Origin of the sequence: Vibrio sp. 2-1-2a (assembly GCF_032648565.1) — a bacterium.
In the GTDB taxonomy this organism is placed as follows: Bacteria; Pseudomonadota; Gammaproteobacteria; order Enterobacterales; family Vibrionaceae; genus Vibrio; species Vibrio diabolicus.
Genome location: NZ_WBOH01000002.1, coordinates 121,800 through 148,196, shown reverse-complemented (window position 1 = coordinate 148,196; position 26,397 = coordinate 121,800). Strand labels below are relative to the sequence as shown.

Here is a 26,397-nt window from a genome sequence, read left to right as displayed (position 1 = left end):
AATGTTGAGGGATACAATGCAAGGGTTTCGAATTACCACGTCGTTAGATGACATGGATTTAGACGTTATCTACCAGTTCATTTCAAACAGTTATTGGGGAAAGGGTATTCCAAGAGAACGCTTTGAGAAGTCATTGCGAAATTCGTTCTGTTTCGCGGTTTTGGATGACGAAAATCAACTCGTCGCTTTTGCTCGGTTAATTACCGATCTCACCACGTTTGCGTATCTTGCCGATGTGTTTGTAGTGGAGGCACACCGTGGTAAAGGCATCAGTAAGTGGTTGATCTCAGAAATTGTTGCTCATCCAGAACTACAAGGCTTACGCCGTATGATGCTTGCAACCCGCGATGCTCATGGGTTGTACGAACAGTTTGGGTTCACTCCTATTGCTCCAGTAGAAAACTTCATGCAGATCTGGAAACCGAATGTTTATCAGAGCTAAATCATGATGAGAGTTGAATCTCAACAAGTGGCAATCAGATACCTCAAAACAACAGACGCTGCTCTTCTGTTTGAAAACTATTTAGGCGATGAGCAAGCATGCCGCTTCCTCAATCGCCAAGCCCACCAAAATGTTAATCAAACCCTTGAAGCGATCGAAAGATGGCGCGCTCAATATGATCAAAAGTCTCCTAATCTATTAGTCTTCGCTATTGAAGAACTCACTTCTCAAACTCCTATTGGTTGTCTGGTGCTGATACCTGAGCAAGACAGCAGTGAAATCCATTTTGGTATTTCTGCTCGCTATCAGGGAAAAGGCTATGCAACCCAAGCCTGCAAACTTGGCGTTGTTTACCTGCAAAGCTTGGGTATAAAGCGCATTCGCACTACCCCGCATATTGGCAACCACGCGAGTATTCGTGTGTTGGAGAAATGTGGCTTTATCAGCCAAGGCATTTTAAAAGCGCATGCGGTTTTTCCTGCTTTAGGACGTGAGGCGCAAGACTGTATGGATATGCGATTGGAAGATACAGAACTGTGCTATTTTGCACATTGTTCAGAATGAAATGGATAGCGGTTGAAACGAGCGGTTACAGAGCTTGTTAGTCGCCATCGTAGACTGCGTCTTTGCTGAGTGATTCGTCGAGATTTTTTAATCTTTGATTGTCAGAGGCGACTGACAAAACCATACCAACTGTGACAACCAAACCGCTATTAAAGCAGGATATTATTCCTTCAACTTTGTGTTTTAGGAGTAGTCATTAGACTACCCAATAATTGTTGGAATAAATAATGACGAAACGTTGGCTTGTCTCCGCTGTGAGCATCGCGCTGCTCGGCGGTGGTACGTATTTCTATCTCCAATCTGCTGCTCAACCAGAATTGCTGCCTACATTGATTGTGGAAAAAGGCACGATTGAAAAACAAGCGGTGGCTGTTGGTAAAATTGTCCCTGCACACTCTGTGTCTATTAAGTCACAAATCGACGGCATCGTCGGTGAAATTTACGCGAAAGTTGGTGAAAAGGTGAAGCAAGGCCAGCCGCTGATCAAAGTGCGTCCAAACCCAACCCCCCAAGCATTAACGGATGCATCGGCAGAACTCATGCGTAGCGAAGCCGATCTGGAATCCGCCAAACAAAAACTGTCCAACTTAGAAAGCTTGGTCAAGCAGGACATTATTCCAAGTAACTACGACGAATACGTAAGTGCGCGCTCGGCAGTCAAATCTGCGCAAGCGGACGTATTGCAAAAGCGCCAGAATCTCGAACTCATCCGCAGTGGTGAGGCGTCTATCGGTGATGCGCGTTTAACGTCGACGATCTACGCGCCAATTGATGGCACGGTACTCAACCAGAAAGTTGAGGTCGGAGAGCCGATCATCTCGACTCAATCAAGCCAAGCAGCGACTGAAATGATGTCATTGGCCGACATGAACAGTCTGATTTTTAAAGGTAGCGTCAGTGAGCATGATGCTGCGCAGTTGTCTCCGGGAATGCCCGTTATGTTGACGGTGGCGCCTTATCCTGATGTGGCGATTTCTGGTGTGCTAACCAAAGTGGCGATTCAATCTGAGAACCTTAACTCACCAGAGGGCAATGCTTCGGCAAAAAGTTTTGATAACGGTTTTGAGGTTGAAGTGGGAGAACTCAAGATCTCACAAGATGTGTTGCTTCGTTCTGGTTTTTCATCGACGGCTCAAATCATTCTGAAGAAGTCTGAAAACGTGCTCACTCTACCGGAGCGCGCTCTGCAATTTGATGGTGACGCACCGAATGTTCTGATCCCCGATAGCTCAGAACAAGGGTTTCATAAACAACCGGTGAAACTCGGTCTGTCAGATGGCATCAATGTCGAAGTGCTTGACGGCGTGGAGCTTGATGAAGAGGTTATCGACAACAGCATGATGGGAGCGGCGCATGGTTAAACTGCAACGATCAAAAATCGCCTTTGCATTGTTGGCTGCCACACTCAGTTTGCCGACCTACGCAATTTCTATTGAACAAGCTTGGCAACAAGCAAAGCAGAACGATCCTAATTACGAAAAAGCGAAAATCGGCGTCCAGCTTGGCGAGGTTGGCGTACAGAGTAGCCGCAGTGCGTTATTGCCGGGTTTAAGTGCCAGTGCATCAGCGGATTGGAATGAGTCCTCAAGCTATTCGAACAGTTACGGCGCTACCTTATCTCAAACTATTTGGGATAGCAGTTTGTGGTCGGAACTGGATCAAGCGAATGCCAATTATCTCAAAGCACAGTTAGAGCTATCTCAATCGCATAACGAGCTTGCGCAGAAGCTGCTCACCGCTTACCTAGATGTGGCAAGCGCACAGGGCGACCTCAAATTGGCGCAGTCCAAGCTGGAGGAGGGGAAAGAACTTCTCAACATCATCGAGAAACGCTATCGAGCAGGCAAAGTGAAGTCGGTTGATGTTGAAGAGATGCGAGCGAATCAAGTCTCTGAGCAAGCAAGTATCCTCAATGCAAAAGCCGATCTCGAAGTGAAAAAAGCAGAGCTTGCGGCGTTAATCAATCAAATGCCGGAGAGTGTCGACCAAATTCGAACGGATTCTTTGATTCAGCCGCCGATGCTGGTGGACTCTCAGGAGCAATGGCTAAAACTGGCGAAAGACAGCAGTCCAGAGCTGTTGGTGGCGGCGCAGATGGTGAAAGCGAGCGAGTTCGCGAAAGATTCAGCTAAAGGTGGATACTACCCGACCGTCAAAGGCAGTGTGGGCTACAGCGATAGTGACAATCGTTCAAACGGCGAGTTTAACGCTGGGATTAGTTTGAGTTTGCCGATTGACCTCAATGGTGCAGTGCGAGCGAAAGTGGACGAAGCATCGTTGAACATTTTAAGCGCCAAGCAAGATATGCGTAGAGTGGAAATTGATATTCAGAAACGAGTTATTCAGCAGTTTACGCAGGTCGATATCAACTGGAATCAAGTTTTGATAGCGAACGAGCTGGTTGAGTCGCGCGCCAGAGTGTTGCAAAGCAAAGAGAAACTTTACGACGCTGGCCTGCTTGAAGTGTCGGAAGTTATCAGCGCACACAACAGCTTGTTTGAGGCGAAAAACAGTCTGCAAACCAACTTGTACAGCTACTGGCGTAAGAGAATCAGCTTACTGCAAACCGCAGGGAAACTCGATGACGATACCATGGCGTTGATCTCTCGAGCTTTTCATTCATGAGCAGTCTATTGCAACAAACTTGGCAAACGTTGATGGCGCACCGCATGAAGAGCGTGCTGGCCATTATCGCGATTGCTTGGGGCGTGATCTCTGTGGTGGTGTTAATCGCACTTGGCGAAGGCTTTTATCGCCATCAGACCCAGTCGTTTTCATTTATGATCAACAATGTGCAAGTGGTGTTTCCGTCGAGTACCAGTAAACCGTGGCAAGGGTTAGCTTCAAGACGACAAATTGATATTCCACAAGAAAAAGTCGACATGATCAAACAGTCAGGCTTCGTGCAACAGGCGTCAAGCGTTTACGCCAAATGGGATGCGAATATCACCAATCTCAAAGGACAGAACTTATCGAGTACGGTCAGCGGTATTGATACGTCTTACTTTCCTTTAATGCAACGCAAGCTGCAATCCGGTTCGAGAAACCTGTCACCAAGTGATATGGACAACCACACTCGCGTGGCAGTGTTAGGCGATCAAATTGCGCAAATGGGCGGAATCCAAATCGGGGATAGGCTCAAAGTCAACGGCATTCCGTTTTTAGTGATTGGGATAACCGTTGGTGAGGACACTGGCATTTCATTCGGCGATAGCCGCACGGTTTTCATTCCTCAAACAACGTACCGCGATTTGTGGGATGCGAAACCTTGGATGGTATTGATGAAGCCGAGAGACGGGATGGATGCACCGTCGTTTCGACAAAATATCGTGAACTTTTTCGCCAAGCAGCTTCATTTTGACCCAAGTGATAAAGATGCGGTCGAATTACCCGATTTTAGTGAAGGTGCGGCGGTCATCAGGGGAATTTTGCGTGGCATTCAGATTTTTCTCGGAGCGAGTGGCGCGATGACCATGGCGGTCGGTGCGCTTGGCGTTGCCAACATCATGTTTTTATCTGTCACGGAGCGCACGCGTGAAATCGGTGTGCGTTTGGCGATCGGGGCGACTCAAAAATCCATACTCAGTCAGTTTATTCTTGAGGGGCTTATTTTGGTAGCCGTGGGCACGGCATTAGGTCTGATGTTTTCGTATGCCGTGGTATCTGTCTTAAGCAGCATGGCATTACCGGAATGGATTGGTTTGCCTGTGATCACGCCAGATTCCATTGCTTGGTCTTTACTTGTGACGCTTGTCTTGGCATTGATGGCATCGTATTTCCCAGCAAGGCGAGCATCGCGTCTCACGCCAGTCATTGCTTTGAGTGCGAGGGCCTAGTCATGTTGTTACCGATGAGACAAATTTTCCAAGAAATGGCTGCAGAAAAGCTGAGATTGGGTTTGACCATTCTGGCTGTAGCGTGGGCGACCCTCTGTATCGCTGCTATGTTGGCGGTAGGTGAGGGTATTCGTCAGGGCGTATTGAAAACCGCACAAAATGGTAACGGCAACTTGATTTATTTGACCGGAGGGATGGCCACCGTCGACCACGGTGCTTTTCACCAAGGTAAATTTCTGACATTAAAAATGGACGATTCAGAGGTCGTTCGAGCGTTACCCGATGTAAAAAGTGTTGCGCCAACTGCGAAGTGGAAAGAGCGCATCACCGTTGGTGACAGAAGCTCGTGGCAAGAGCCCTTAGCGGTCACGAGCGAGTTTCAATCCATGACCAATTTGGTGCCGATGGCGGGAGGGCGATGGTTAAATCCACTCGATCAAAAAGAGACGCGCAAAGTCGTTGTACTGGGTTATGAACTGGCAGCCGACTTATTCAACCCGAATGAGGACTTTAGTTGGTTTGCGACAGTCACATTGCAAGTCAACCCTGTGGGGCAAAAGGTAAAAATCGGCAATGAGGAGTTCACCGTTGTGGGCGTATTGGAGAAAAACAGCGCTCAAATAGAACTGGGGGATCTTATCAACTATTCCAGCTTTGTGCCGTTAGCGACGTGGAAGCGATTTCATGTCAACGGTGAAATTGGTGGCATCAATGTGCAACCACAAGCGGATGTGGACCGAGAAGCCTTAGCAAAGACGATCAGGCAAGTGATTGCCCGTAAACACGGGGCAAGTGTCAGCGATGAGCAGATCGTCCAAGTCGATGATATGTTCCTTAAGCAAAAGAGTATGCAGCAATTTCTGATAGGTTTGCAGAGTTTTCTTGGCATTATCGGCTTCGTTACGTTAGCTGTTGCTGGCGTTGGCATTGCCAATGTGATGTATGCCACCGTAAAGCGATCTACGCGTGATATCGGTGTGCGCATGGCAGTCGGTGCAACCCTAACAGCAATTCGCATGCACTATTTAGTGCAGTCTTTATTGACAATGATGATGGGGGGCGCGCTTGGGTTAGCCGTGACGTACGCGCTGGTGTCTGCCATCAGTTCCATTCCTTTAGAGGGCAGTACCTTTTATGAACAATTGGGTAAACCTGTCCCTGAGTTGTCGTGGGTCGTTGTCGCGATTGTCATCCTCACCTTAGTGATCATTGGTGTGGCATCTGCATGGTTACCTGCAAACCGAGCCGCAAAAGTCAGTCCGTTGGAGGCGCTACAAAGTGAATAACAACAATAACTCTGGAGAGAACATGTCGAACAAGCCGCTTGTTGAGCTGACCAACATCTGTAAATACTACTCTAGTGGGGAGGCGGAAGTTCGCGCGTTAGACGGCGTTGACTTAACCATTAATCAAGGCGAGTTTCTTTCCATTCTTGGCCCGTCCGGTTCGGGTAAATCAACGTTGATGAACATGCTCGGCTGTTTAGATAAGCCCACCGATGGCGAGTACCAACTTGGCGGCCAAAACGTCGCAAGTTTAAGTGCGAATGAGCTGGCTGGCATTCGTAACCAAAAGATCGGATTTGTCTTCCAAAGCTTTAACTTATTGGAATATGCGACGGCGCTCGATAACGTGGCGCTGCCATTGGTGTATTCCGGTATTAAGGCCAAAGAACGCCGCCAGCGCGCTGCCAAATTGCTAGAGCAAGTCGGGCTAGGGGATCGTTTAGACCATAAACCAAACCAGCTTTCTGGTGGTCAAAAGCAGAGAGTTGCGATTGCAAGAGCCTTGGTCAACGATCCGCAAATCATCTTAGCGGATGAACCAACGGGGGCATTGGATTCAAAATCCGGCGCAGAGATTGAAGCCTTGTTCAATCAACTTCACGCTGAAGGCAGAACCTTGATCATCGTGACGCACGATAACGCCCTAGCAGAGCGCACCAAACGCATCATCACCATCAAAGATGGCAAGGTGATTTCGGATAGGGCTCCGGAGGGAAGATAAATGAATTTTTCTTGATTGAGACTGGAGTTACTTTAAGGAAGATAGCCATGGAATAGGAGAAGCTATCTTCCTTTATTTTTATTCGCGATATTCGCCTTGTCTCTCTTTTATCAAGTCATGCTTTTGTTCTTTAAGTAGAGTGATTGCGAGCTTAGTGTCCTCAATCAATTTACTGTTATCGTTGAGATCTTTGCTCTTCAAAGGCAAAACCAGATAATGAATGCTGCCATCCTTATTCTGTACTCCGGTAGCAATGATGACATCACCTTCAGACGCCGTACCAAAATACTCTGAAACCACTTTGGTTTCGCTGACACCGTAACTATCCAAATAGGATGATTCCGTGTTGTCAAACAAGATAGGAACCCCTTGCTTCGCTAATGTTCGCAATTGTTCTTGCTTTTGCTCGTCGAATGGATAGTCGGTTGTACTGATATAACTTACCTGTTCAGCTTCAATAAAATCGTACAGTTCATTGCTCAATTCATTTAATGGGGCAGATATCCAAGGTGTAGCTGGAATGACGTCGGAAGTAGCGTCATTGTCATTCTGTGGTGTTGGAATGGTAACCACCTCTTGAGCTGCATCGCTCTCAGGAGGCGTTACACTTCTTGTCTCAGTTTTCTCTGTCTTGATTTGCTCGTCAAAACTTGCAACAGAATTGCTCTGGGGATTCTTGTTATTTGAATTAATTAGAAATATGGCGAGTACTGCACCAAGTGCTAGCGCCGATCCAGTCAAGAGTTTTTTATTACTTGTCATGTCTTACCGTTTATTTCATTAGTAAATACGGCGGCCACTTATTCATTCCGTGGCCGCAGGCTAATAAGTTAGTGGTAGAGCGCGTCATTCCAAGAGATAGTTACGGCTCGGCTAGTCTCTGTCCATTGACTGCTATCACGATTTTTCTTCCAAGTATTTTCTGGGGTGGTATACCAGCTACACCAGTCACGACCAAAGTAGTAATTGGTTTTTCGCCAACCTGCAACCAGCTTGACTTCTGATGTATCTAGGCCATCTTGAATATCATTTTTTCGATATACAACACCGACTTGCGGTTTAAAATCAGAGCGCATCACGACAGGTAATTCGCTATAGTCAATTAGGTTGCCCATGTCACAGCTGGTCCAACGGTACAATAACCAGTCTTTAGGTGGAGTATTGTGGCGGATAGTCTGGTTTTCGATAAGCCAATTAATGCTCTCATTGGTCTGATCAAAATCAGCCACCGTCTGAAATTCTGGTTGATCGTAAGTTACACGGTTGCTCCAGGAGATCCCACCGCTAATATTTGGAGAATCAGAAGCACTGAAGCCAAGATTAAAGTCCAAAGACTCACTGACAGATGCTGTTGCAATAGTGTTTTCTGGAGCATGGCTCATATGACGTAAAGGGGCACCATTTAAATAACTCAGTGCCAGTTTAAAGGCGGTTGGGATTGTGTAACGGTAGTCTCCACCGGTGGCAAAACCATAGATCTGCTCTTTATTCGGCACATTAGTCATGTCGAAACCAGAACCTCCGTTTAGAAGCAACTTGGCTTCCTTAGCTCCATTCGGCAGCAAAGATTGATTCCAGACATTTTCTAAGGAGTAAATTAAGCGGATTTTCTTCGAGCGTGCATCGCTATCATCGAGCTGTAGCAAGGTCGAAGTGTAAGCTTTTAATGTATCTTCAGCATGTGCTGGAGCTAGAGAACCAAGTAATGCGAGCGCGATAATACTCGCGGAAAGATGCTGTTTTTCCATTGTTGTTTCCTATTAGTCAGCCCATAAAGGTTATTATTGGTTTTTAACAATAACTCTATGGGTGTTTTATAATTATGGACTGGTTATTAATTGGTGCTCAATAATTGAGCGGTGAAATATTGCATCTTGTTTTTTAATAAAAAAAGGAAAAGTATAGATTCGTGGGATTAATGTCTCATAGTTTTTAAATTCATTACTCAACTATAATAAATAAGAATTTGGTTATTAAGTTTTACCTTTTTAAGTTATTACTTAATTTTTATCTTCTAATGTTATGTTTAAAATTCCTTATTGATAGAAGTGAGGTTTATAAGTATTAACCATGTTATTGTTGAGGTTTCTGTTATGCCAAACTAAGTAAAGTGTCGTTATGTGGTCATTACGGCTTCCTGGATTTAATTTAAATTAAAACAGTGGGTTATGTTTGTTTTATTATTGGTTATTTCGAGCTTCATGTAATAGTTGGGTGACAAAGCTTGTCAATGAAGTTGTCATATTCGTGTATGAGGTTATATGTGCTTTTACAACAGAAAAATGAAACTTTACGTTTGAGATGGTAAATATAGGAAAAGAAAGAAATAAGATAATTAAATAATAATTTTTCCGAAAATATTAAATGTAAGGTACTTCTGATTAAACGAATGCTTGAATAAATGATTGAATGTGAAAAGTACTATTTAAGCTACGCTGTCCTATATTCCAGTTAGCATCTTGTTTATATAATGCGTTTTCCAAGTTTAAAACTGGTTCACATACAGCTAATCCCTCACGAGTCATCAGTTTCTTAATTACACATATTGGCACTATGCTCGCCAAGTTACGTGTATTGGTGTCAATGAATAACAGTATCTACGATAGTTCCCTCAGAGTCGGAACTCCCACTATGAATTTCTTTCATGTTCAACGTGAAACAATACCAATATTATTCAACTCGTGAAGCAAGTATAAAAAACGGACTGCTCTGGTGTTAGGCACTGCGACCACCGTTTTTAGTACGAACTGTTCGTCGTGAACGCCGCGCAACCTAACGATTGGGAAAACCAAAAAACAAAAATATCCCCATGCACAGAGTTAGGAAAAGTCTGCTTTATCTAAGGAAATAGGATACCAACTCACGATGAATAACGATTTCACATTTGCTATCAAAAGCATTCGCTTTGATGAGAATTACCAACCATCAGACAACACGCGAATCACTACCAACTTTGCTAATCTGGCTCGTGGAAACTACCGCCGAGAGAATCTGCGCAATGCACTCCGAATGATCGACAATCGTTTTAATGCGTTGGCACATTGGGATAATGCGCAAGGTGACCGCTACTCAATAGAGCTTGAAATCATCTCTGTTGATATGGATATCCAAGACAGTGGCGAAGCCTTCCCATCGATTGAAGTGCTCAAAACTAACATTGTTGACCACAACACTAACGAGCGCATCGAAGGCATTGTGGGCAACAACTTCTCTTCATACGTTCGTGATTACGACTTTAGCGTTTTGCTGTTGGACCACAACAAAAACCAGCCACGTTTCAGCATCCCAGCTAACTTCGGTGATTTGCATGGCAAACTGTTCAAAGCTTTCGTTAATTCTGAGTCTTACAAACAGCATTTCAAAAAGCTGCCTGTGATTTGTTTGAGCGTATCGGACAACAAAGTATACCGACGCACCGAAAATCAACATCCTGTTTTGGGCTTTGAATATCAGCCGAACGAATCTTCGTTGACGGAGCAGTACTTCAAAAAGATGGGCTTACAGGTGCGCTACTTTATGCCACCAAACAGTGTCGCACCATTGGCATTCTATTTCTTCGGTGACTTGTTGAACGATTATTCAAACCTAGAGCTTATCAGCACGATAAGCACGATGGAGACATTCCAGAAGATTTACCGACCTGAGATTTACAATGCCAACGCGGTTGCCGGTAATTGCTACCAGCCAAACCTAAAAAACCTAGACCACTCGCTAACTCAAATCGTTTACGACCGAGAAGAGCGCAGCCAACTGGCGATTGAACAAGGGAAATTTGCCGAGGAGCATTTCATCAAACCTTATCAATCTGTGCTTGAACAATGGTCTGCAAGCTATGCGTAATCGATAACGAGAATCTAGAAAGGAATGACGATGAAAACACTATTACCGACTTCAACGGCTGGCAGCTTACCGAAACCTTCTTGGCTGGCCGAACCAGAAAAACTTTGGTCACCGTGGAAACTGCAAGGTGAAGAACTGATTGATGGCAAACGCGATGCGCTACGTGTCGCTTTGCAAGAACAAGAACTGGCAGGCGTTGATATCGCCAGTGATGGTGAGCAAACTCGCCAACATTTTGTGACGACCTTTATTGAGCATTTAAGCGGCGTAGATTTTGAAAACCGTAAAACGGTGACCATTCGCAACCGTTATGAAGCAAGTGTTCCGACTGTGGTTGGCCCAGTAAGCCGCACAAAGCCCGTGTTTGTTGAAGATGCAAAGTTCTTGCGTGAGCAAACTAAGCAACCTATCAAGTGGGCGCTGCCAGGCCCTATGACGATGATCGACACGCTTTATGATGATCATTACGGTAGCCGTGAAAAGCTGGCTTGGGAATTTGCGAAGATCCTCAATCAAGAAGCGAAAGAGCTTGAAGCGGCAGGTGTCGACATCATTCAGTTTGATGAGCCTGCGTTCAATGTGTTTTTCGATGATGTGAACGAGTGGGGCATTGCATGTTTAGAGCGTGCGATTGAAGGGCTGAAATGTGAAACGGCGGTGCATATCTGCTATGGCTACGGCATCAAAGCGAACACGGATTGGAAGCAAACGCTAGGCACTGAATGGCGACAATACGAAGAAGTATTCCCTAAATTGCAGCAATCGAATATCGATATTATCTCGCTTGAGTGTCATAACTCGCGAGTGCCTATTGAGTTGCTTGAGTTGATTCGCGGTAAGAAAGTGATGGTTGGTGCGATTGACGTTGCAACCAACGAAATTGAAACGCCAGAAGAAGTGGCGAACACACTGCGAGAGGCATTGAAATACGTTGATGCCGACAAGCTTTACCCATGTACCAACTGCGGTATGGCGCCTTTGTCTCGTGAAGTATCAACCGCTAAGCTCAATGCGCTAAGTGCGGGAGCGGAGATCATTCGTAAAGAGTTGGTGGGTTGATATTAAGACTTAGGCTCGACACCATAAACTAAAGTTAGGGTCATTCCAGCGAGTTTAAACGAGACTAGGAATCTGATTACAGCTCGCTAGGAAATGGCGATAACTTTCGCACTTCAAAGCACGTGGTTAGTAGATCCTGAATCACGCTCGTCCCTCGCTGTTCAGGATGACGGATGTTGGGAGATACGTTACTCATGTACACAACTATTTGGTTTGTATCCAAAGTTGGGTCATTCCAGCGAGTTTAAACGAGACTAGGAATCTGATTGCAGCTCGCTGGGAAATGGCGAGGCTTTCGCACTTCAAAGCACTCAGTGGGTAGATCCTGAGTCACGCTCGTTCCTCGTTGTTCAGGATGACGGATGTTGGGAGATACGTTACTCACATACCCAATTATTTGGTTTGTATCCAAGATTGGGTCATTCCAGCGAGTCTAAACGAGACTAGGAATCTGCTAACAACTCGCTGGGAGATGGCGATAAGCTAAGAACTTCAAAGCTCTCGGTGGGTAGATCCTGAATCACGCTCGTTCCTCGATGTTCAGGATGACCGTTTTAAATAAAAATGCCGCTCGCAGTAAAGTGAGCGGCATAGTTTGTTTTCCGTTTTCCGTTTTCAGCCTCGGCCAAGGCTTAATTCAACTCCACGTTCCTCATCTCAGGATGCTTTAGCAACATTACACGAATCCAGTGATGCACTACCCACATCACCATCGCGGTGAGCAGAACCGCAACGAAAATCGAGCTGAAACGGTACAAGATCGAAAAGAACGCGTCTTTTTGTTCTGGCACCAACGAGGTCGTCAGCGGAACCGATAGGGCAGACATGGCAGAAAACGCGATAGCCGCTTTAATTTGCCCCTTGGTGAGCCACAAGCAGAATGGCCCCATTGCAATGGTAAAGGCGAGCCAAAAGAGTAGCCCATGCCCATACCAACTGCCCAATATGAGCTGAACAGCCATCCCCGCGATGCAGCCTAGTGCGGTGCCGATGATGCGAATTTTTGCCATGGCGAGCGAGCCTGCTAAAGTCATTGGGGTTAGGATGATCAAAATGGAAGCTTGTGCGGCTAACGAGTCATATAAGTCCGCTACTTGGAATACGATAAATGCCGCCATCGCCACTACCCAACCCATGGCAACTTGGCTGATGTAGTCAATATCGCTTTTCACTGGGGTCGACATCTCAATGTGCTCGGCGGGGGATTTTGGCTCTGGGAACAACCAATACGCGAATGCGCAAACAAAAATATTGCTGAACGCCATCACCCACATGTTGACGTTGAACTCTTCAATATCCATGAAGTTATAGCTGGCAAAGTTCAACACAATTGAACCCACCAACAACCCCATGTAACCAAACAAATAGGTTTTCTGGTTCATCATTGCAATGCACTTGAACAGCATCATAATTCCGACGGCAACGGTCATTAATGTTGGATGAAACTGCAAGTATTCCAGCAAAAATGTGGCTTGTATGGTTGTCCACACCGCAGAGAAAAACACGATCAATAAAGCCGAAAGATTAAAGTGGTCCATTCTGCCCAATATAAACAGCGGCATCATGATGGCAAAAAATCCGTAAGACCAACCGAAGACCATGCTTAGCGCAAGCCCTAAAGAGCAGCCGAACCAAATTCGTAAGGTTTTCATTGTCGCCGCCTAGTAAATGAAGTGGAACCAGCTTGCGAGGTGAATCTGTGCTTGCGCCATCAACTGCCAGAAAATGCTGTTGTCTGGGTACAAAACAATGGTAGCGCGAGAGCCGACAAACAGTGCTGGTGGTAACTCTTCGCTGCTGGTTAGGTTCACTCGTGTACGCTGCGCATCACGTACCCAGCGGTTGTTCACTTCCACTTTGGTTAGTGCGCCATTAGGCGTTTGTTGTGCGGCTGCTACACCGTAATCGCGGCTAGCTAAATCAAAGTCGTACACCGAACCTGGGTTGGCATCAAATGTGACCAAGGCGTGGAAAGTCTTGTCTACGTTCGCGACGGATTTTTCACGAAAATCAGCGACTACCCAGAGTGATCCTGTTGGTACAAATGTCAGCAATGGCATGTTGGTGTTTGCCATCGTACCAACTTCTAGTTGCAGGTTGGTCACGACACCATCACTGGGAGCGAGTACCGCGGTATTTGCCAAATCAAGTTGCGCCTTTTCGATGCCGTTTTTTGCAATTCGAACGGCGGTGCTTTGACCTTTTTGATCGCCTAATTGCGCCTCAATGACTTTTAAGTTTTGTCTTTCCGCTTTAAGCGCTGCACGTGATACCTGATTTTGGGCAAAGGCATTATCGAGTGTCGATTGAGAGATGACTTTCTGCTTCGATAGTGTCAGTAAGCGGTTGTACTCGCGGTGTGCATTATCAAATGTCGCTTGGGCGCGGGCAATATTGGCAAGAGCGGCTTCGCGTTGAGAATACAGCGTTGCTTCTTTTTCATAAGCGGATTGCAGAGACAGCTCCGCCTGTTCAAGTGCTATTTTGTATTTACGATCATCAATCGTAAACAACACATCGCCTTTTTGAACGGACTGGTTATTCTCGATGAGAACGTCGGTCACTTTACCAGATACCTCGGGCGCGACTTGGACAACGTATCCTTGCACTCGTCCTTCGGTCGTTAAGGGGGCGTGGCGGTCAGCAATGATAATGTACAAAAATAGTACGATGAACAGGACAATCAAAGTTCGCATCCAGTGTTTGAATTTTTGGTCAGCCGTCATTACAAGTTCCGTTAAACATATTGGATAGCGGATTATAGAGAAGTCACTCACAATTCAGTAGAATGATAATACGAACATAAATGACCTAAAAATAGGACAATGAACGTTAGTTTTGATGATATTTACCTATTCACTCAGACGGTGGTTCACGGCGGTATAAGTGCAGCGGCAGAGGCGAATCAACTACAACGCTCAAAAGTGAGTCGTCGCCTGCAAGAATTAGAGAAATCGCTCGGGGTACAGCTTTTGATTCGCACAACACGCAGCATTGAGTTGACGGAGCATGGGAAACGCTTGTTTGAGTTGGTGGGGCAGCCTATTGACCATATTCAGCAAGGTTTAAATGCCATGCACGAATATCAACAAGAGCTGACGGGCAAGGTGCGTTTAGCCATTCCTTCCGCATTGATGAGCTCTGCCGCGTTTAACGCGATCATCACCGAGTACACAACGCGGTATCCGGAGATTTCGGTCGAGATTGAAAACCATCAAGAGAGTGTCGATCTCAAGCGTCAATCGTTTGATTTACAGCTTCTTCCGAGCGTGGTCAAAGTCACCGATGACAGCTATGTGCAGTTCAGTCTTTTGCCTTATCGTAGTCACTTTGTTGCGTCAAAAGCCTATCTAGAATCGCATCCGCCAGTAAAAACGGTGGAAGATCTTAAGCAGCATCGCCTTTTAACTAATCGTTACAATGCCGATTTGCTCGATTCAGATTTGCATGTGGCGTTGCGTTCGGATGACCTCAACTTGCTGCGCTCGATGGCGATAGCAGGAAACGGCATCGCGTTTATTCCTCAAATTCATTCCAAGCCTGCACTGAGAGACGGTTTGTTGGTCGAGGTGCTGCCTCAATTCGCGCATCCGAAGCAGCATCTTACTCTGATTTATCCCTCGGCCTTATTTCTGCCCAATAAAGTCAAAGCCTTGATTGAGCTAATTCGAGAGAAATTTAAATAGTCAGTTCAAACCACTCTTACCTAAGGGAAAATGTGTGAGCGAAGGTCATCTTTCTAGGTTTTATTGCTCTAACATGAAAGGGTTCTGATACATTAATTATTGCTCAACTTGTTGAGTATGGTTTGTGGTCACGCAATATAGGAGATGGAAATGTTATCGAAAGGAAACACGGGCCTGATTGTGGTGGATGTTCAGGGCAAACTCGCTACATTAATGCATGAAAGCGACGCACTGATTGAAAATATCACAAAACTGGTAAAGGGCGCCAAAGCACTAGATTTGCCTATTCTGTGGCTAGAACAGAATCCTGAAAGGTTGGGCCCAACCGCGGAGCCGATTCGTGAAGTGCTTGAAAGCACGCATTTACCTATTACCAAGTACACGTTTGATGGCTGTAAAGAGGCGACGTTTAAAGTGGCGGTGGAGAACGCGAAAGTTGATACCTGGTTGGTTTGCGGTATTGAATCCCACATTTGCGTCTATCAAACCGCGGTTTCTCTGCGCCAGTCCGGTTATCGCGTTGAATTAGTCACGGATTGTGTATCTTCCCGAACCGCTGCCAATAAAGCGCTCGCTCTTGCGAAGTTAACCGCTAACGGTGTGGTGCTCACTGGGCTAGAAATGTGTTTGTATGAAATGGTCGAAGATTGCCGAGCACCTGAATTCAAAGAAATTCTGGCGCTCATCAAATAGTGTAATCACTGGAATCAACAACAACTTTATCTGAACACGCTATTCAAATTCTCGTTGATATCTTGGCAACATCGACTCGTTGCCAAGTAACCCGCCTTGGTGAATGTAAATCACCGTTTTATCTGTGTTCTCTTCCAACCAAGGGGTGAGGCATTGCCACATATACGGGTCGTATAACAGGTCAAATTCGAGGTCGGTTTGCTCAAAGAGCGATTTCCATGTGATGTAATCTTCTTCGTACAAGCGACCAAAATGGTGTTTGTTGCGCACGGTTAAAATGGTTGGGTGGCTGTTTTCACCAAGCTGGTTGAACTGCTCAGTTAAGTAATCTGCATTGCCTACGCAAGGGCAAGTTAGCACTTCTATGCCGTGTGGGCTTAAATGTTTATGAAGATATAAAGCGGTCGTGCCAGTGCCTGATGGCAGAGCGACGGTAAACTGCTCTTTACCTCTCAATCGCGTCCAATCAAGAATTTCTCGTGCTAACTGTTTGATGCCAGCTTCAGCGAGGTGGGAACGTCCACCCTCTGGAATAAGCAATGTCGACTCATCTAATCTTCGTACCTGGTGGATGTATTCACTAGGGTGGAGTTCGCTACCGATGTCTTGCATGGCGGTGATTTTCATACCCAAATCGAGAGCGCCGCGATAGTTTCCGATGGGGGAGCTTTTTAGCCAAGATGGAATGTGATGAACATAAAACTCAAATGCCCAACCTTTAATCTGGGCGAGAGCCGCTAGCGAGTACATGGCATTGGATTGAGCGGAGCCAAAGCTTATTAACGTGGTGATGTCGGGATTTTGCTCTTCCATTAACGTCATAAACTTACGTGCTTTGTTCCCAGAAAAGTGGGAGTGGAGCATGTCGTCACGTTTAAGGAAAAATTTGCGCCCATTTAAGCTATGTTGGGTGATAGGACTTTCTGAGAGTTTCATGTCGATGCTGACGGAATAAACCGTGTCACCTTTGCCATTTAAAAAGGTGGCACAGTGTACCCGTTATTGAATGAAGATCAAAAGTATCGAGATCTTGTGTTCTACATCTCTTCGTCTTGCGACTCGCCATCAGTTACCTCGGTTGAAAGATCGATAGTAGCCACGCAGCCGTCATTTGGATGTTTATCAATAGTGAATTGCCAGCCATAACGCCGGCATAAGTCGTCCACAATCATGAGTCCCAAACCATGGCCTTCGGCATCTGGCACGGAAGAGAAGCCTTCGCCTTCATCTCTCACCGACAGTGTGGTATCGGTCATGGTGATATGAATCGTTCCCGCTGACGTGGCTGCAATGCCGTTGCGAATTAAGTTACTCAACGTAATGTTAAGCACTGCAGTAGTCGCTTTGGTTTGCGGATGCCCCAATATTTGTACATTAAATTCCAGCGATTTTTCATCGGCTTGCGCTTGGCTAAGAGCCACGATGTTGTGGAGCTCTTGCTCTGAGATGGTTCGAACGGGGCTGTCGTCGGTGTTGCGTTCATATCGAACCAAACCCAACAAAGCATCAACCATGGTCGACATCTGCAAAGTGGCATCTTGAATACGGCCAATCTGACGTTCTTGAAATGACGTACTTGGGCTTCTGGCTAGCAAGCTGCTTGAGCCTTTCATCACTGTGAGCGGTGTTCTCAGTTCATGGCTGGCATATCGTGCAAAAGCTTGTTCACGTTTAATCACTTGATTGATTTGATGTCGATATTCATTAAGCTGATTTGCGAGCGTTTGGAATTCATTTGCAGAGCCTTCAGGGACAACAAATTTTTGTGTAGTGTCACCTTGATGGCGGTCCAGTTGTGTTTTTAGGGCACTGACAGGTTCAATGAGACGCAGAGAAAGTCTCGATAATAGGCTGCCAAAAATCAAAAGTAACCCGATGACAACCGCCAGCACCATAACGAGAACAAACATGAACTCGTTAGATGTAATTTCTATCTCATCAATCAGAGAGATCAGAATAATAGGATGTTCCTCTCCATCTTGCGTGTAGGTGCTCATGTAAATCATGCGAGTGTCTGGTTCGTCAGCAACTTCAGCGAGAAAGTACTTTTTATCTTGGATGAAGGGTTGATAGAGCTCAGGGACGAGATTGATATCGTTGTATGCCGTTGTCAGTAAATCTAGTTTGATGATTCCGCTATCAGGATGGTTTCGAAAGTGCTCAATCGCCTCTTTTTTATCGATCATAATACGTCGTTCACCGACGCGATCTTCCGACCATAATAGCGCTCCGCTAACCAATGCGAAGCATAGCAAGCCAATCACAACCGACACTAGAAGGAAGAAGAGTTCAAGGCGTCCGGTTAAGCTTTGTGTATTGTTAAATAAGCGGCGAATCATGCCCCGGGCTCCAATCGGAAGCCGACTTTTGGAATAGTTTTCAAAACGTGCTCTTTGAATGGTTTGTCGAGCTGCCCACGCAATTGATAAATATGGCTACGCAACACATCGTTATTTGGCTCATCTTCTTGCCATAATCGGAAAGCAATCTCCTCACGTGTGACCACTTCTGGCGCGTTTTTCACCAGCATTTCTAGAATCGTGTACGTGGTTGGATTCAACGCCAACAGCTTATCTTGACGGTAGGCTTGATGTGTTTTTTGATCGATAGACACTTCGCCATACTGGAGTTTGGTTGATGCAACCGTACCGCGGTAGCGTTTAATCAATGCAGTCATGCGTGCTTCAAGAATATCGAGATCAAACGGTTTGGTGAGGTAGTCGTCGGCGCCGTGTTGGAAGCCTTTGAGCATGTCGTCTCGGCTATCAAGTGCTGTCAGCATCAACACCGGAGTGTTATTACCTGCATCGCGTAGCTTGTTGCACAGTGTTAGGCCATCCATGCGCGGCAGCATGAGGTCGAGCAAAATGATGTCAAACGCATTATCCATCGCCAGTTTTAAGCCTAGCTCACCGTTGTCGGCATAATCCAGCTGCATGCCAGCACACTCAAAATAATCAAACAACATTCCCGCTATTTCACGATTATCTTCTACCAAAAGTACACGCTTCATTTATTCTTATCCAATCTCGATAAATTCGAATGTTGATCTTAACGAACATTATTCACTATAGGTGTGAAAAAGTTGTCGACGATGATTTTCTCACCTTTGTGTCGGTTTTCAATGTCTAGCTTGAATACCGTCTTATTATCCAAGTAAATCTACGATCTTTTGTTCATATCTATCAATTTCTCTTGATGTATAAATGGGGTGGATTATTTGATTCTGTTAACTCTATATAAAACATGAAGATACTAAATTATTTATGTGACCTTGAGCACATTGTTAGTAATTACTGATTTTTACTGACTCACTCATAGAAAAAGTTCTTACTTCTCTTAAGTCCCTTTTTAATTATGGTTATTGCTTTTAAATACAAACGCTTAGATTCTCCTTTTTGAGATAATTCAATTAAATCAATAGCTTCATGTATAAGCGAAAATCTGCATTATTTTATTATTATTAATAAAACTACATTTTCTGTTCTTGCTCTGTTCATAAATGAAAGCCTTCCATTAACTTTACTTGTTTAAAATCCATGATCCTTCCAATGCTTAATGCCAGATAAAAATCAATTTGTGAGGCGATCATGTTTAACAGTATACGCACTCGAATTGCTGTCAGTGCGGGTGGGGCAATGGCCTTCACTCTATTGATTGCAATGGGTATGACAACCAATGCGTTCACGCAAGTGAATGAACAAATCACTACAAAAGTAAAATCTCAACTGACCGAAGCCACCACGACCGACCTGAGCAATACGGCGATTCAGCAAGGGCTGAATATTTCCAACCAGTTAGAGCCAGTGTTGGCGAACCTAAAGCAAGCGCGTTCAATTATCGAATTAAGCGCAGAGACGGCCGCGACGCCAGACATTATTGTTAAACAGTTTATTGCGTCGCTAGAAGCTCAGAACAAAGCTGTGTTTGCTGGTTACATGGTATGGGAAAAGCCATCGTGGGTTGAGCCAACGATTCAAGACAAAAGCCTTGGCTTTAATAGCGAAGGCTACTTAGCACCATTCTTTTCGCCAAATTCGCACAACAGTTTTGATGTTGTGGCGATGGATAGCTTTAGCAATACTGAATTAAACAACAACGGTGAGCGTAAAGACGATTGGCACTTGATGCCTTTCGAAACGGGCAAAACGTTCGTGATGGAACCGTACATGTATCCGGTTCGCGGCAAACAAGAACTGATCACGACCATCAGCCAACCAATCAAGTTACGTGGCGAGATCATAGGCTCTCTCGGTTTTGATTTGTCATTGAACGAGTTACAAAGCCAAAGTGAAGATTACGCGAGCGACTTGTTTGATGGACAAGGCCGTATTCTGATTTCTTCGTGGAAAGGCATAACACTGGCGAACAGCAGCCAAGCGGATCAAGTGGGCAAGAAAGTCTCTCATGAGTTGGCGTCTCAATGGGCGCGTATTCAATCCATTGCGAAACAAAAAGGCGCAGGCCTTGTGACGTTTGGTGGGGATGAGTATGCGATTACTGCAATTGAAACCAGCGATGCACCTTGGATCGTTATGGTGTCGGTTCCCAGTAGCTTCCTTAAAAAGAACGTGGATGACTACGAGCGATGGAGTGAAGAACAAAGTGCAGAAGCTCTTGAAAAGGGAGTGTGGGCAGGGATTATTGCGGCTCTGATTGGTATTGTTGCGATGACGATGATCGCGACCTCGTTGGGCAAAGTGTTAACTAACTTAGTGGAGCGTTTTAAAGATGCAGCACAAGGCGAGGGCGACCTAACTTACCGCATTGAGGTGAAAGGTAAGGACGAAACCGCCCAACTGGCGCACTGGTTTAATACCTTCCTCGCTCGCATTCAGGAAATGCTTTTAACCGTAATGGCGACGGCAGACCAAGTTGATAAAAACGCAAGTGAAGGCCAAGCTCGCGCGGCGGCTTCGAGAGATCAACTGAACGTTCAAGTGAACGAAGTCAACTCGCTAGCAACGGCGATTAATGAGATGAGCGCAACCGCACAAGAAGTGGCAAATTCTGCGGTACAAGCGGCGGCAGCGGCAAGCCAAGTTCAAAGCAATAGTGCGAATGGCATGTCGCGTATGGACAATGCTGCAAGCGCGGTGGATAACCTCGCTTCGCAAGTGAATGATGCACAGCACCAGACGCAGAATTTGGTGGCTTCAAGCACGGCGATTCAGGGTATTCTGAGTGAGATTGGTGGCATTGCCGATCAAACCAACTTGTTGGCTCTGAACGCTGCGATTGAAGCTGCGCGTGCTGGTGAAGCGGGTCGTGGTTTTGCTGTGGTAGCCGATGAAGTCCGCAACCTTGCAACGCGGACACAAGGCTCGACAGAAGAAATTCGTGCAATGTTGGCTCGTTTGGAGCAAGAAACGCAATCAATCGTCGTGTTGATGGAGCAAAGCCAGAAGCAAGCGGTGGATACCAAAGAAGAAACACAAGCAGCGCAGTTGGCGTTGGCCGAAATAAACCAAGCTATTGAAGTGATTAATGATATGAATAATCAGATCGCTTCAGCGGCAGAAGAGCAAAGTTCGGTGTCAGAAGAGATCAACCGTAATGTGGTTGTGATTAATGATACGGCGATGGAAGTGATGGATACTATGTCATCTTCGGTAGCGATCAGCAATGAACTGACGGCAAAAGCGAGTGATCTTCACGGTGAGTTGAGCAAATTCAAGTTGTCTTAATCAAGTAAGTGAGAGAGTTTAACCCAACTTAAAACGTTTACTTCTAACAAAACAAAAGGCTCCAGAGTTACCTCTGGAGCCTTTTTTAATGCTTGCTGCAAACTATGAAGCGGGACTTGCTGGCTGTTCACCAGCCGCTTTTAAGCGTTCGATTTCCGATTCGGTTTGCCACTTGCCGTTGTAAAGGTATTCACGCTCAGGAAGCGGGGCATTTGACGCCCTTAAATCAAATACCTCATCGGTTTGATATTCTTTATAACAAACTGGCGTACTAAACAGTCTAGCCTCTGGCTTAGCTTCAAATAGCTTTTTGTGGTCTGTGACTTCTGTACAGTCAAGCTTATATTCCGTGGTTAGCTGATTGACCATAGACTCTAAGTCAGATACGGTTTTGAAAAATACGTAATAGTGGAATCGGTTGTGTAAGCGTGAAATCTTAGTATGTTCCATATTAATATATTCGCATGTGTCATGCTTAAAAAAGAACTTAATCACTTTTCTTTTCTTATTGTAATCAGCAAAGAGCCAGTCTTCTCGCTCACCAACTCTCACTTCTGTTGGTTCATCAGGCTGACGTTTTAACATACCAAATGAAAGCAAAATAAAGGCACCTGCTCCCGCTAATGCCATCGGACCAACTAGTGCTACCATCACTACACACACCACCGCGCCAATCCAGCCAACAGCTTGCGTAGCGGTATTTACCCATTTAGGCATATTGCGACGCTTTTTCATCACAAAGCCTTTATCTGAAAAAATGTAGTCATAGCGATAATCGAGGCCAATCGTAAGGTAAAAGATTCCAGCCATCATCGCTGACAAGATAAGACCGAAAAAGGTTACGACGAGCGTATCACTTGAGTGTGTCAAAAATACTATTACAAATAAGAAGCTCATAAATGGCAAAGCCGTTAACTTGTAATGGTAGCGAAATGGCTCTTCTACATCATACTTATGCCATGTTGTTAAATTGTCCCCTGTGAGAATCTTTTGCTCTTGTGCTTCTTGATAAACCACCAATTCTTCTGGGGTGATATAAAACGGTGAATATGCCAAGGGTTACTCCTGAAAACCTAATGTGCCAACAGCGGGGGTGAGTGTTTTTTGAATTATGTCTTGTTTGATATTGTCTGAAATAATGCCATAAGTTGCACTCTGTTTTATGCCGTTTTGGAACCAATACTCACGCTTAGCGGGGGCATCATCTTCCACATCATACGCTACTTGCATGGCAAGGTATTGATCGGTCTCTTTAATCGGCAATGTTACCTTATACACCAGTAACTCTTTGCTAGCTTGGCTCTGTGTTTGTAGCGTGACTAAATCTGCGTTTTGATACCAAGAGCCGGACGTCAAATCATCTTCTGTTGCCTTGGTGTTGGTACTCACTGTAACACCATTCGTTGCAGCACGATGTGGCAGCTGAATATGCACTTCCAAGCCAACTAGCTCATGATGCGTATAGCCTGGATAAGCCTGTATTTTTTCAATAGGCTGATGGTATACCGTTGGCTGTTGAATAATAGATTGTAAGTCAAACAGTGCTTGTTGCACCAATGCTGAATTGTGCTTCTCTCTTTCGGGCAAGCTTGCAGATTGGCTCCACTGAGTACGACTCGGGTGATAACCCCAAGGCAGTTTATCTAACCATTTTTGGAAATCATCTTGTTTCAGTTTGTTGAGTTTATAATTGATGGCTAGGTATGTAACTGTAAGAATAACTAAAGCTGCCGTTATTGGGCCTCCAAAAAGTAAGTTAGTCGAAAAAGTACCAGTAGAGGCTCCTACGAACTGAAACGCACCAATCGCACCAGTTAAACCAAGCGTTACGGTATTTGCTAAATACAATTTGCTTTCGAGACCATAAACGTCATCTACACTCTGCCAAGAACGGTAAGCCTCAATACCTGAAGCCAGCGCTCCTAAAGCACCTGTAATCGCGAGCCATTTATTAAAAACTTTTAAGTCATCTAGAATCAGGTTTTCAAAGCCTTTTGTATTTCTGTCTACTAAATTTTTAAGAGTTTTTAGCGAATGCTCTCTGAGCTCGTCACTGCCCTTAACCTTATCCCATAGTTTCCCAGTACGAATGCCCGTCCAAGCTCCGGCAGTGTAAAAAAGCTTTTGTTGAATATCTAAGAAATCATCTTGAGACATGAGCCCTGTTTCTTGAATACTGTTCATTGCATCAGCAAGTGCGAGGCAGTTAAAAATCAGAGCTAAGAAGCCTAAACCACCCACATCTTCAAACCGTTTCTTAAGGTTGTTTAATCTGTTATCCCATATATCTTTACGCATTTGAATTGTTGCCTCAAGTACGTCATCTGGAAACTCGATGTATTGTGGGTATTCTAATGTTGCCACTGCTAGACTTTTTTGGAGGTGACGTTGTTGTTTTAAGGCTTGTTTATATTGTTGTTTTGATACTGTTTTATCGCCTTTATTAAAAGCAGCTATAATGGCCTTGTTTTGGTTTGAGGCAACCACTCTTTTATCATGGTTAGACTTCCAATCACCAAAACCTTGCGCATAGTTTTTATTGATTTTGACAGCAGTATTGGTAGCTAAACGTTCAGCGAACACTGCTCGCCAATAAAAGCTATTTCGAGTTAAAGGCTTTGAGAAAACGGGCATGATTAGAAGTGAAGCTTGAGAAGTAAAGCTAACTCCTAATTTTAGTGCACTCTTCATTATTGCGCTGTTTGCGGCTTTGAAGATTATATCTAGTTCCTTAAATCCTTTCGCGATGTCTTTTAAAAACTCGGTTTCTGCAGTATTTGGGTTAGAAATAAAGTCCATTACTTTTGCATACATACCGATACGGTTACTTGCTGCCGAAACGTAGTCCATAAATTGTTTGTCTGAGCTTTCAGTGTCTGGAACAATTTTGGCGACGTCTACTTCACCTACCTGATTTGAAACTTGTTCAGGAATTAACTTCTCCACTTGTTTAAAGAGGCTACGACTAAACCCGGAAGTGTAGAGTGCGAGTAAGCTGGTTGGTTTCTCCCATTGGCTTTCTGCCCATTGGCGGTCTTCTTCTTGCACCACCAAAGTAAATGACTCAACGGCTTGTTTATGGAGTTGGTACAAGCTGTACTGCGTATCTTCGCTGTATAGGTCGAAGGTTCTCTCGAGATGATGCGGCGTCAAAGATTCCATTACAGCAATAAAGTCCCTTTTTACCGAGACAACTTGGGCTAGCATGGTTTCTTTTTGTTCTGACAGCTCTTGCATTTCGCTCAGCATTTGCTTCCAGTTGAGCTGCTTGCGCCAGCGCTCAGTCGCTATCCATTGTTCGTATTTACCAAATCGGCTCGCAGAAATTCGATATTTGTCCTGTATTGCTTTGGCAATGTCACTTTGGGTATGTTGGTGTGATTCAATCGCTCCAGCGGAAAATTTGGCAGGATAGCCGGACTGGACTGAGCTTTTGTTCTGCTCTGCCAAATCGAGTTGACTCGAGGAGTCATAATATTCTGCCATGTCGGTATAAAACGACAGCTCTTCACTGTTACGCTTAACGCTAGCTGGCATGTCTATCTCGTCACTTGCCCCGAACATGCACAATTGCATGGCGGTCTGCATCAAGTTCCACTGGTTTGAAAACTGGTCAGTGAAAAGACGGTAAGGGCTTGCAGCACCAACAAAATGCAGAGACATATCTTGAATGTCTGCGGCGTAATCTTTTATCGCGACGAAGTAGCCCGACTCTTCTTCTGGAATCGCAGAGGTTAAGTCACTCTCGGCAGCGACAGGTTTAAAGGTAGAACCATCTTCGTCAGCTTTGGTAGCGATGCCAGAATCCGCAAAGCGACCATCATCGACGGCAGAAGATTCAATATCAGCAACTTGGGTTAATTTATCTATTGGGGCAATGTTGTGCTGATTCTCGTTTGCAGACAGAACAATGGTTTGCATGCGATCGATATGATTACTCGGATTGTTAAGTACTCGCATGAACGTGTGCCATGTCCACCGGTGCTCAGAGAAACAAATCGATAGTACGCTTCCGTTGACGTAAGTAAGGAAAGGCCTTGCATCTTGTGGTGTCCCACGCTGTTCTGATTTTGGGCTTTCTGATTCTCCCAACTTATAGAGCGTGAATTGCGTTCCTTTGATTTCGTATTCGTCTAAGCTTTTGTTAATTGCATCATAGACATACAGCCAACCATCGCGTAGTTGACGCAGGGTGTAGCCAACGGTATTGAGTTTGGCTGGGCCTTGGCCTTTCCATTCTTCAGGCAAACCAAAAGGTTGTGTTTCTTCCGTTTCTAGCTGATCGATGGCGTAGCGAACAGGGATGAAGTGTGCCGGTAAAGCCTCTGTTGGTTCTTTCTCGTTTTTTAAATTGAGAGGTTCTGGTTCTGACGGCGGTGGCGGGTCGATTTTTTTTGTTTCTCCCTCCCAAAACATACTGCGCTCTGGGGGGGAGCCAGCAAGATCATCGGATTCCGTGGTTGGGACGATATTCAGCGATTTCAGCGTACCATCGCTTTCAAATGCCTGAACGGCCTCCTCATAGGTATAGCTGTTGTCGTGCCAGAACATCGAAGTTTTTGGAGGAAGTGGATTACTCATCG

At 45.2% G+C, this 26,397-nt stretch carries 21 protein-coding genes; 12 read left to right on the top strand and 9 right to left on the bottom strand.

Annotated elements, in window-relative coordinates; all coding sequences use genetic code 11:
* Positions 1-16: 16 nt before the first annotated feature.
* From F7Y48_RS05315 to F7Y48_RS05285, 7 genes are all read left to right on the top strand, one after another.
* Positions 17-442 (top strand): GNAT family N-acetyltransferase, encoded by a 426-nt coding sequence (locus F7Y48_RS05315; protein ID WP_316682126.1) that lies wholly within the window; start codon positions 17-19, stop codon positions 440-442.
* A 3-nt stretch (positions 443-445) separates the two neighbouring features.
* On the top strand, positions 446-1,006 hold the full coding sequence (locus F7Y48_RS05310) for a GNAT family protein (RefSeq protein WP_316682123.1): 561 nt from the start codon (positions 446-448) through the stop codon (positions 1,004-1,006).
* A 227-nt stretch (positions 1,007-1,233) separates the two neighbouring features.
* Positions 1,234-2,367, top strand: coding sequence for an efflux RND transporter periplasmic adaptor subunit (locus tag F7Y48_RS05305; protein ID WP_316682122.1), 1,134 nt, complete (start codon positions 1,234-1,236; stop codon positions 2,365-2,367).
* Positions 2,360-3,631, top strand: a complete 1,272-nt coding sequence (locus F7Y48_RS05300) for a TolC family protein (RefSeq protein ID WP_258506643.1) — start codon at positions 2,360-2,362, stop codon at positions 3,629-3,631. The genes F7Y48_RS05305 and F7Y48_RS05300 overlap by 8 nt, the downstream gene beginning before the upstream one ends.
* Entirely contained in the window at positions 3,628-4,842 is a 1,215-nt protein-coding gene (locus F7Y48_RS05295) for an ABC transporter permease (protein ID WP_258506641.1), read from the top strand. The genes F7Y48_RS05300 and F7Y48_RS05295 overlap by 4 nt, the downstream gene beginning before the upstream one ends.
* A 2-nt stretch (positions 4,843-4,844) precedes the next feature.
* Entirely contained in the window at positions 4,845-6,128 is a 1,284-nt protein-coding gene (locus F7Y48_RS05290) for an ABC transporter permease (protein WP_258506635.1), read from the top strand.
* A 22-nt stretch (positions 6,129-6,150) separates the two neighbouring features.
* Positions 6,151-6,849, top strand: coding sequence for an ABC transporter ATP-binding protein (locus F7Y48_RS05285; protein WP_048625778.1), 699 nt, complete (start codon positions 6,151-6,153; stop codon positions 6,847-6,849).
* A gap of 78 nt (positions 6,850-6,927) precedes the next feature.
* Here F7Y48_RS05285 and F7Y48_RS05280 read toward each other — a convergent pair whose 3' ends face one another.
* Positions 6,928-7,611: a topoisomerase I gene (locus F7Y48_RS05280; protein WP_316682118.1), complete on the bottom strand. Its 684-nt coding sequence runs from the start codon at positions 7,609-7,611 to the stop codon at positions 6,928-6,930.
* Between the two features lie 68 nt (positions 7,612-7,679).
* On the bottom strand, positions 7,680-8,597 hold the full coding sequence (locus F7Y48_RS05275; protein ID WP_053809756.1) for a leukocidin family pore-forming toxin: 918 nt from the start codon (positions 8,595-8,597) through the stop codon (positions 7,680-7,682).
* A gap of 1,117 nt (positions 8,598-9,714) precedes the next feature.
* Here F7Y48_RS05275 and F7Y48_RS05270 point away from each other — a divergent pair.
* Positions 9,715-10,689, top strand: a complete 975-nt coding sequence (locus F7Y48_RS05270; RefSeq protein ID WP_316682115.1) for a DUF1852 domain-containing protein — start codon at positions 9,715-9,717, stop codon at positions 10,687-10,689.
* 30 nt (positions 10,690-10,719) lie between these two features.
* Positions 10,720-11,748, top strand: coding sequence for a methionine synthase (locus F7Y48_RS05265; RefSeq protein WP_316682113.1), 1,029 nt, complete (start codon positions 10,720-10,722; stop codon positions 11,746-11,748).
* A 632-nt stretch (positions 11,749-12,380) separates the two neighbouring features.
* On the opposite strand, the gene F7Y48_RS05260 is transcribed toward F7Y48_RS05265, so the two are convergent.
* Positions 12,381-13,400 (bottom strand): DUF2955 domain-containing protein, encoded by a 1,020-nt coding sequence (locus F7Y48_RS05260; protein WP_316682111.1) that lies wholly within the window; start codon positions 13,398-13,400, stop codon positions 12,381-12,383.
* A gap of 9 nt (positions 13,401-13,409) precedes the next feature.
* A complete protein-coding gene (locus F7Y48_RS05255; protein ID WP_193271194.1) occupies positions 13,410-14,474 on the bottom strand; it encodes an HlyD family secretion protein in 1,065 nt (354 codons plus the stop codon).
* A 99-nt stretch (positions 14,475-14,573) separates the two neighbouring features.
* On the opposite strand from F7Y48_RS05255, the gene F7Y48_RS05250 reads away from it, so the two are divergent.
* Positions 14,574-15,434 (top strand): LysR family transcriptional regulator, encoded by an 861-nt coding sequence (locus F7Y48_RS05250; RefSeq protein ID WP_005376746.1) that lies wholly within the window; start codon positions 14,574-14,576, stop codon positions 15,432-15,434.
* A 150-nt stretch (positions 15,435-15,584) separates the two neighbouring features.
* Positions 15,585-16,127: a hydrolase gene (locus tag F7Y48_RS05245; RefSeq protein ID WP_005457944.1), complete on the top strand. Its 543-nt coding sequence runs from the start codon at positions 15,585-15,587 to the stop codon at positions 16,125-16,127.
* A 39-nt stretch (positions 16,128-16,166) separates the two neighbouring features.
* Here F7Y48_RS05245 and F7Y48_RS05240 read toward each other — a convergent pair whose 3' ends face one another.
* The 3 genes from F7Y48_RS05240 to F7Y48_RS05230 form a co-directional block, all read right to left on the bottom strand.
* On the bottom strand, positions 16,167-17,063 hold the full coding sequence (locus F7Y48_RS05240; RefSeq protein WP_316682090.1) for a 1-aminocyclopropane-1-carboxylate deaminase/D-cysteine desulfhydrase: 897 nt from the start codon (positions 17,061-17,063) through the stop codon (positions 16,167-16,169).
* Between the two features lie 101 nt (positions 17,064-17,164).
* On the bottom strand, positions 17,165-18,466 hold the full coding sequence (locus F7Y48_RS05235; protein ID WP_170902973.1) for a sensor histidine kinase: 1,302 nt from the start codon (positions 18,464-18,466) through the stop codon (positions 17,165-17,167).
* Entirely contained in the window at positions 18,463-19,140 is a 678-nt protein-coding gene (locus F7Y48_RS05230; RefSeq protein ID WP_048625732.1) for a response regulator transcription factor, read from the bottom strand. Before F7Y48_RS05230 ends, F7Y48_RS05235 begins: the two co-directional genes overlap by 4 nt.
* Positions 19,141-19,717: 577 nt before the next feature.
* Here F7Y48_RS05230 and F7Y48_RS05225 point away from each other — a divergent pair.
* Positions 19,718-21,814: a methyl-accepting chemotaxis protein gene (locus tag F7Y48_RS05225; RefSeq protein WP_025500345.1), complete on the top strand. Its 2,097-nt coding sequence runs from the start codon at positions 19,718-19,720 to the stop codon at positions 21,812-21,814.
* 102 nt (positions 21,815-21,916) lie between these two features.
* On the opposite strand, the gene F7Y48_RS05220 is transcribed toward F7Y48_RS05225, so the two are convergent.
* Together F7Y48_RS05220 and F7Y48_RS05215 are read right to left on the bottom strand one after the other, a co-directional pair.
* Positions 21,917-22,870 (bottom strand): hypothetical protein, encoded by a 954-nt coding sequence (locus tag F7Y48_RS05220; protein ID WP_258692804.1) that lies wholly within the window; start codon positions 22,868-22,870, stop codon positions 21,917-21,919.
* A gap of 3 nt (positions 22,871-22,873) precedes the next feature.
* Entirely contained in the window at positions 22,874-26,395 is a 3,522-nt protein-coding gene (locus F7Y48_RS05215; RefSeq protein WP_316682088.1) for a T6SS effector BTH_I2691 family protein, read from the bottom strand.
* Positions 26,396-26,397 lie beyond the last annotated feature (2 nt).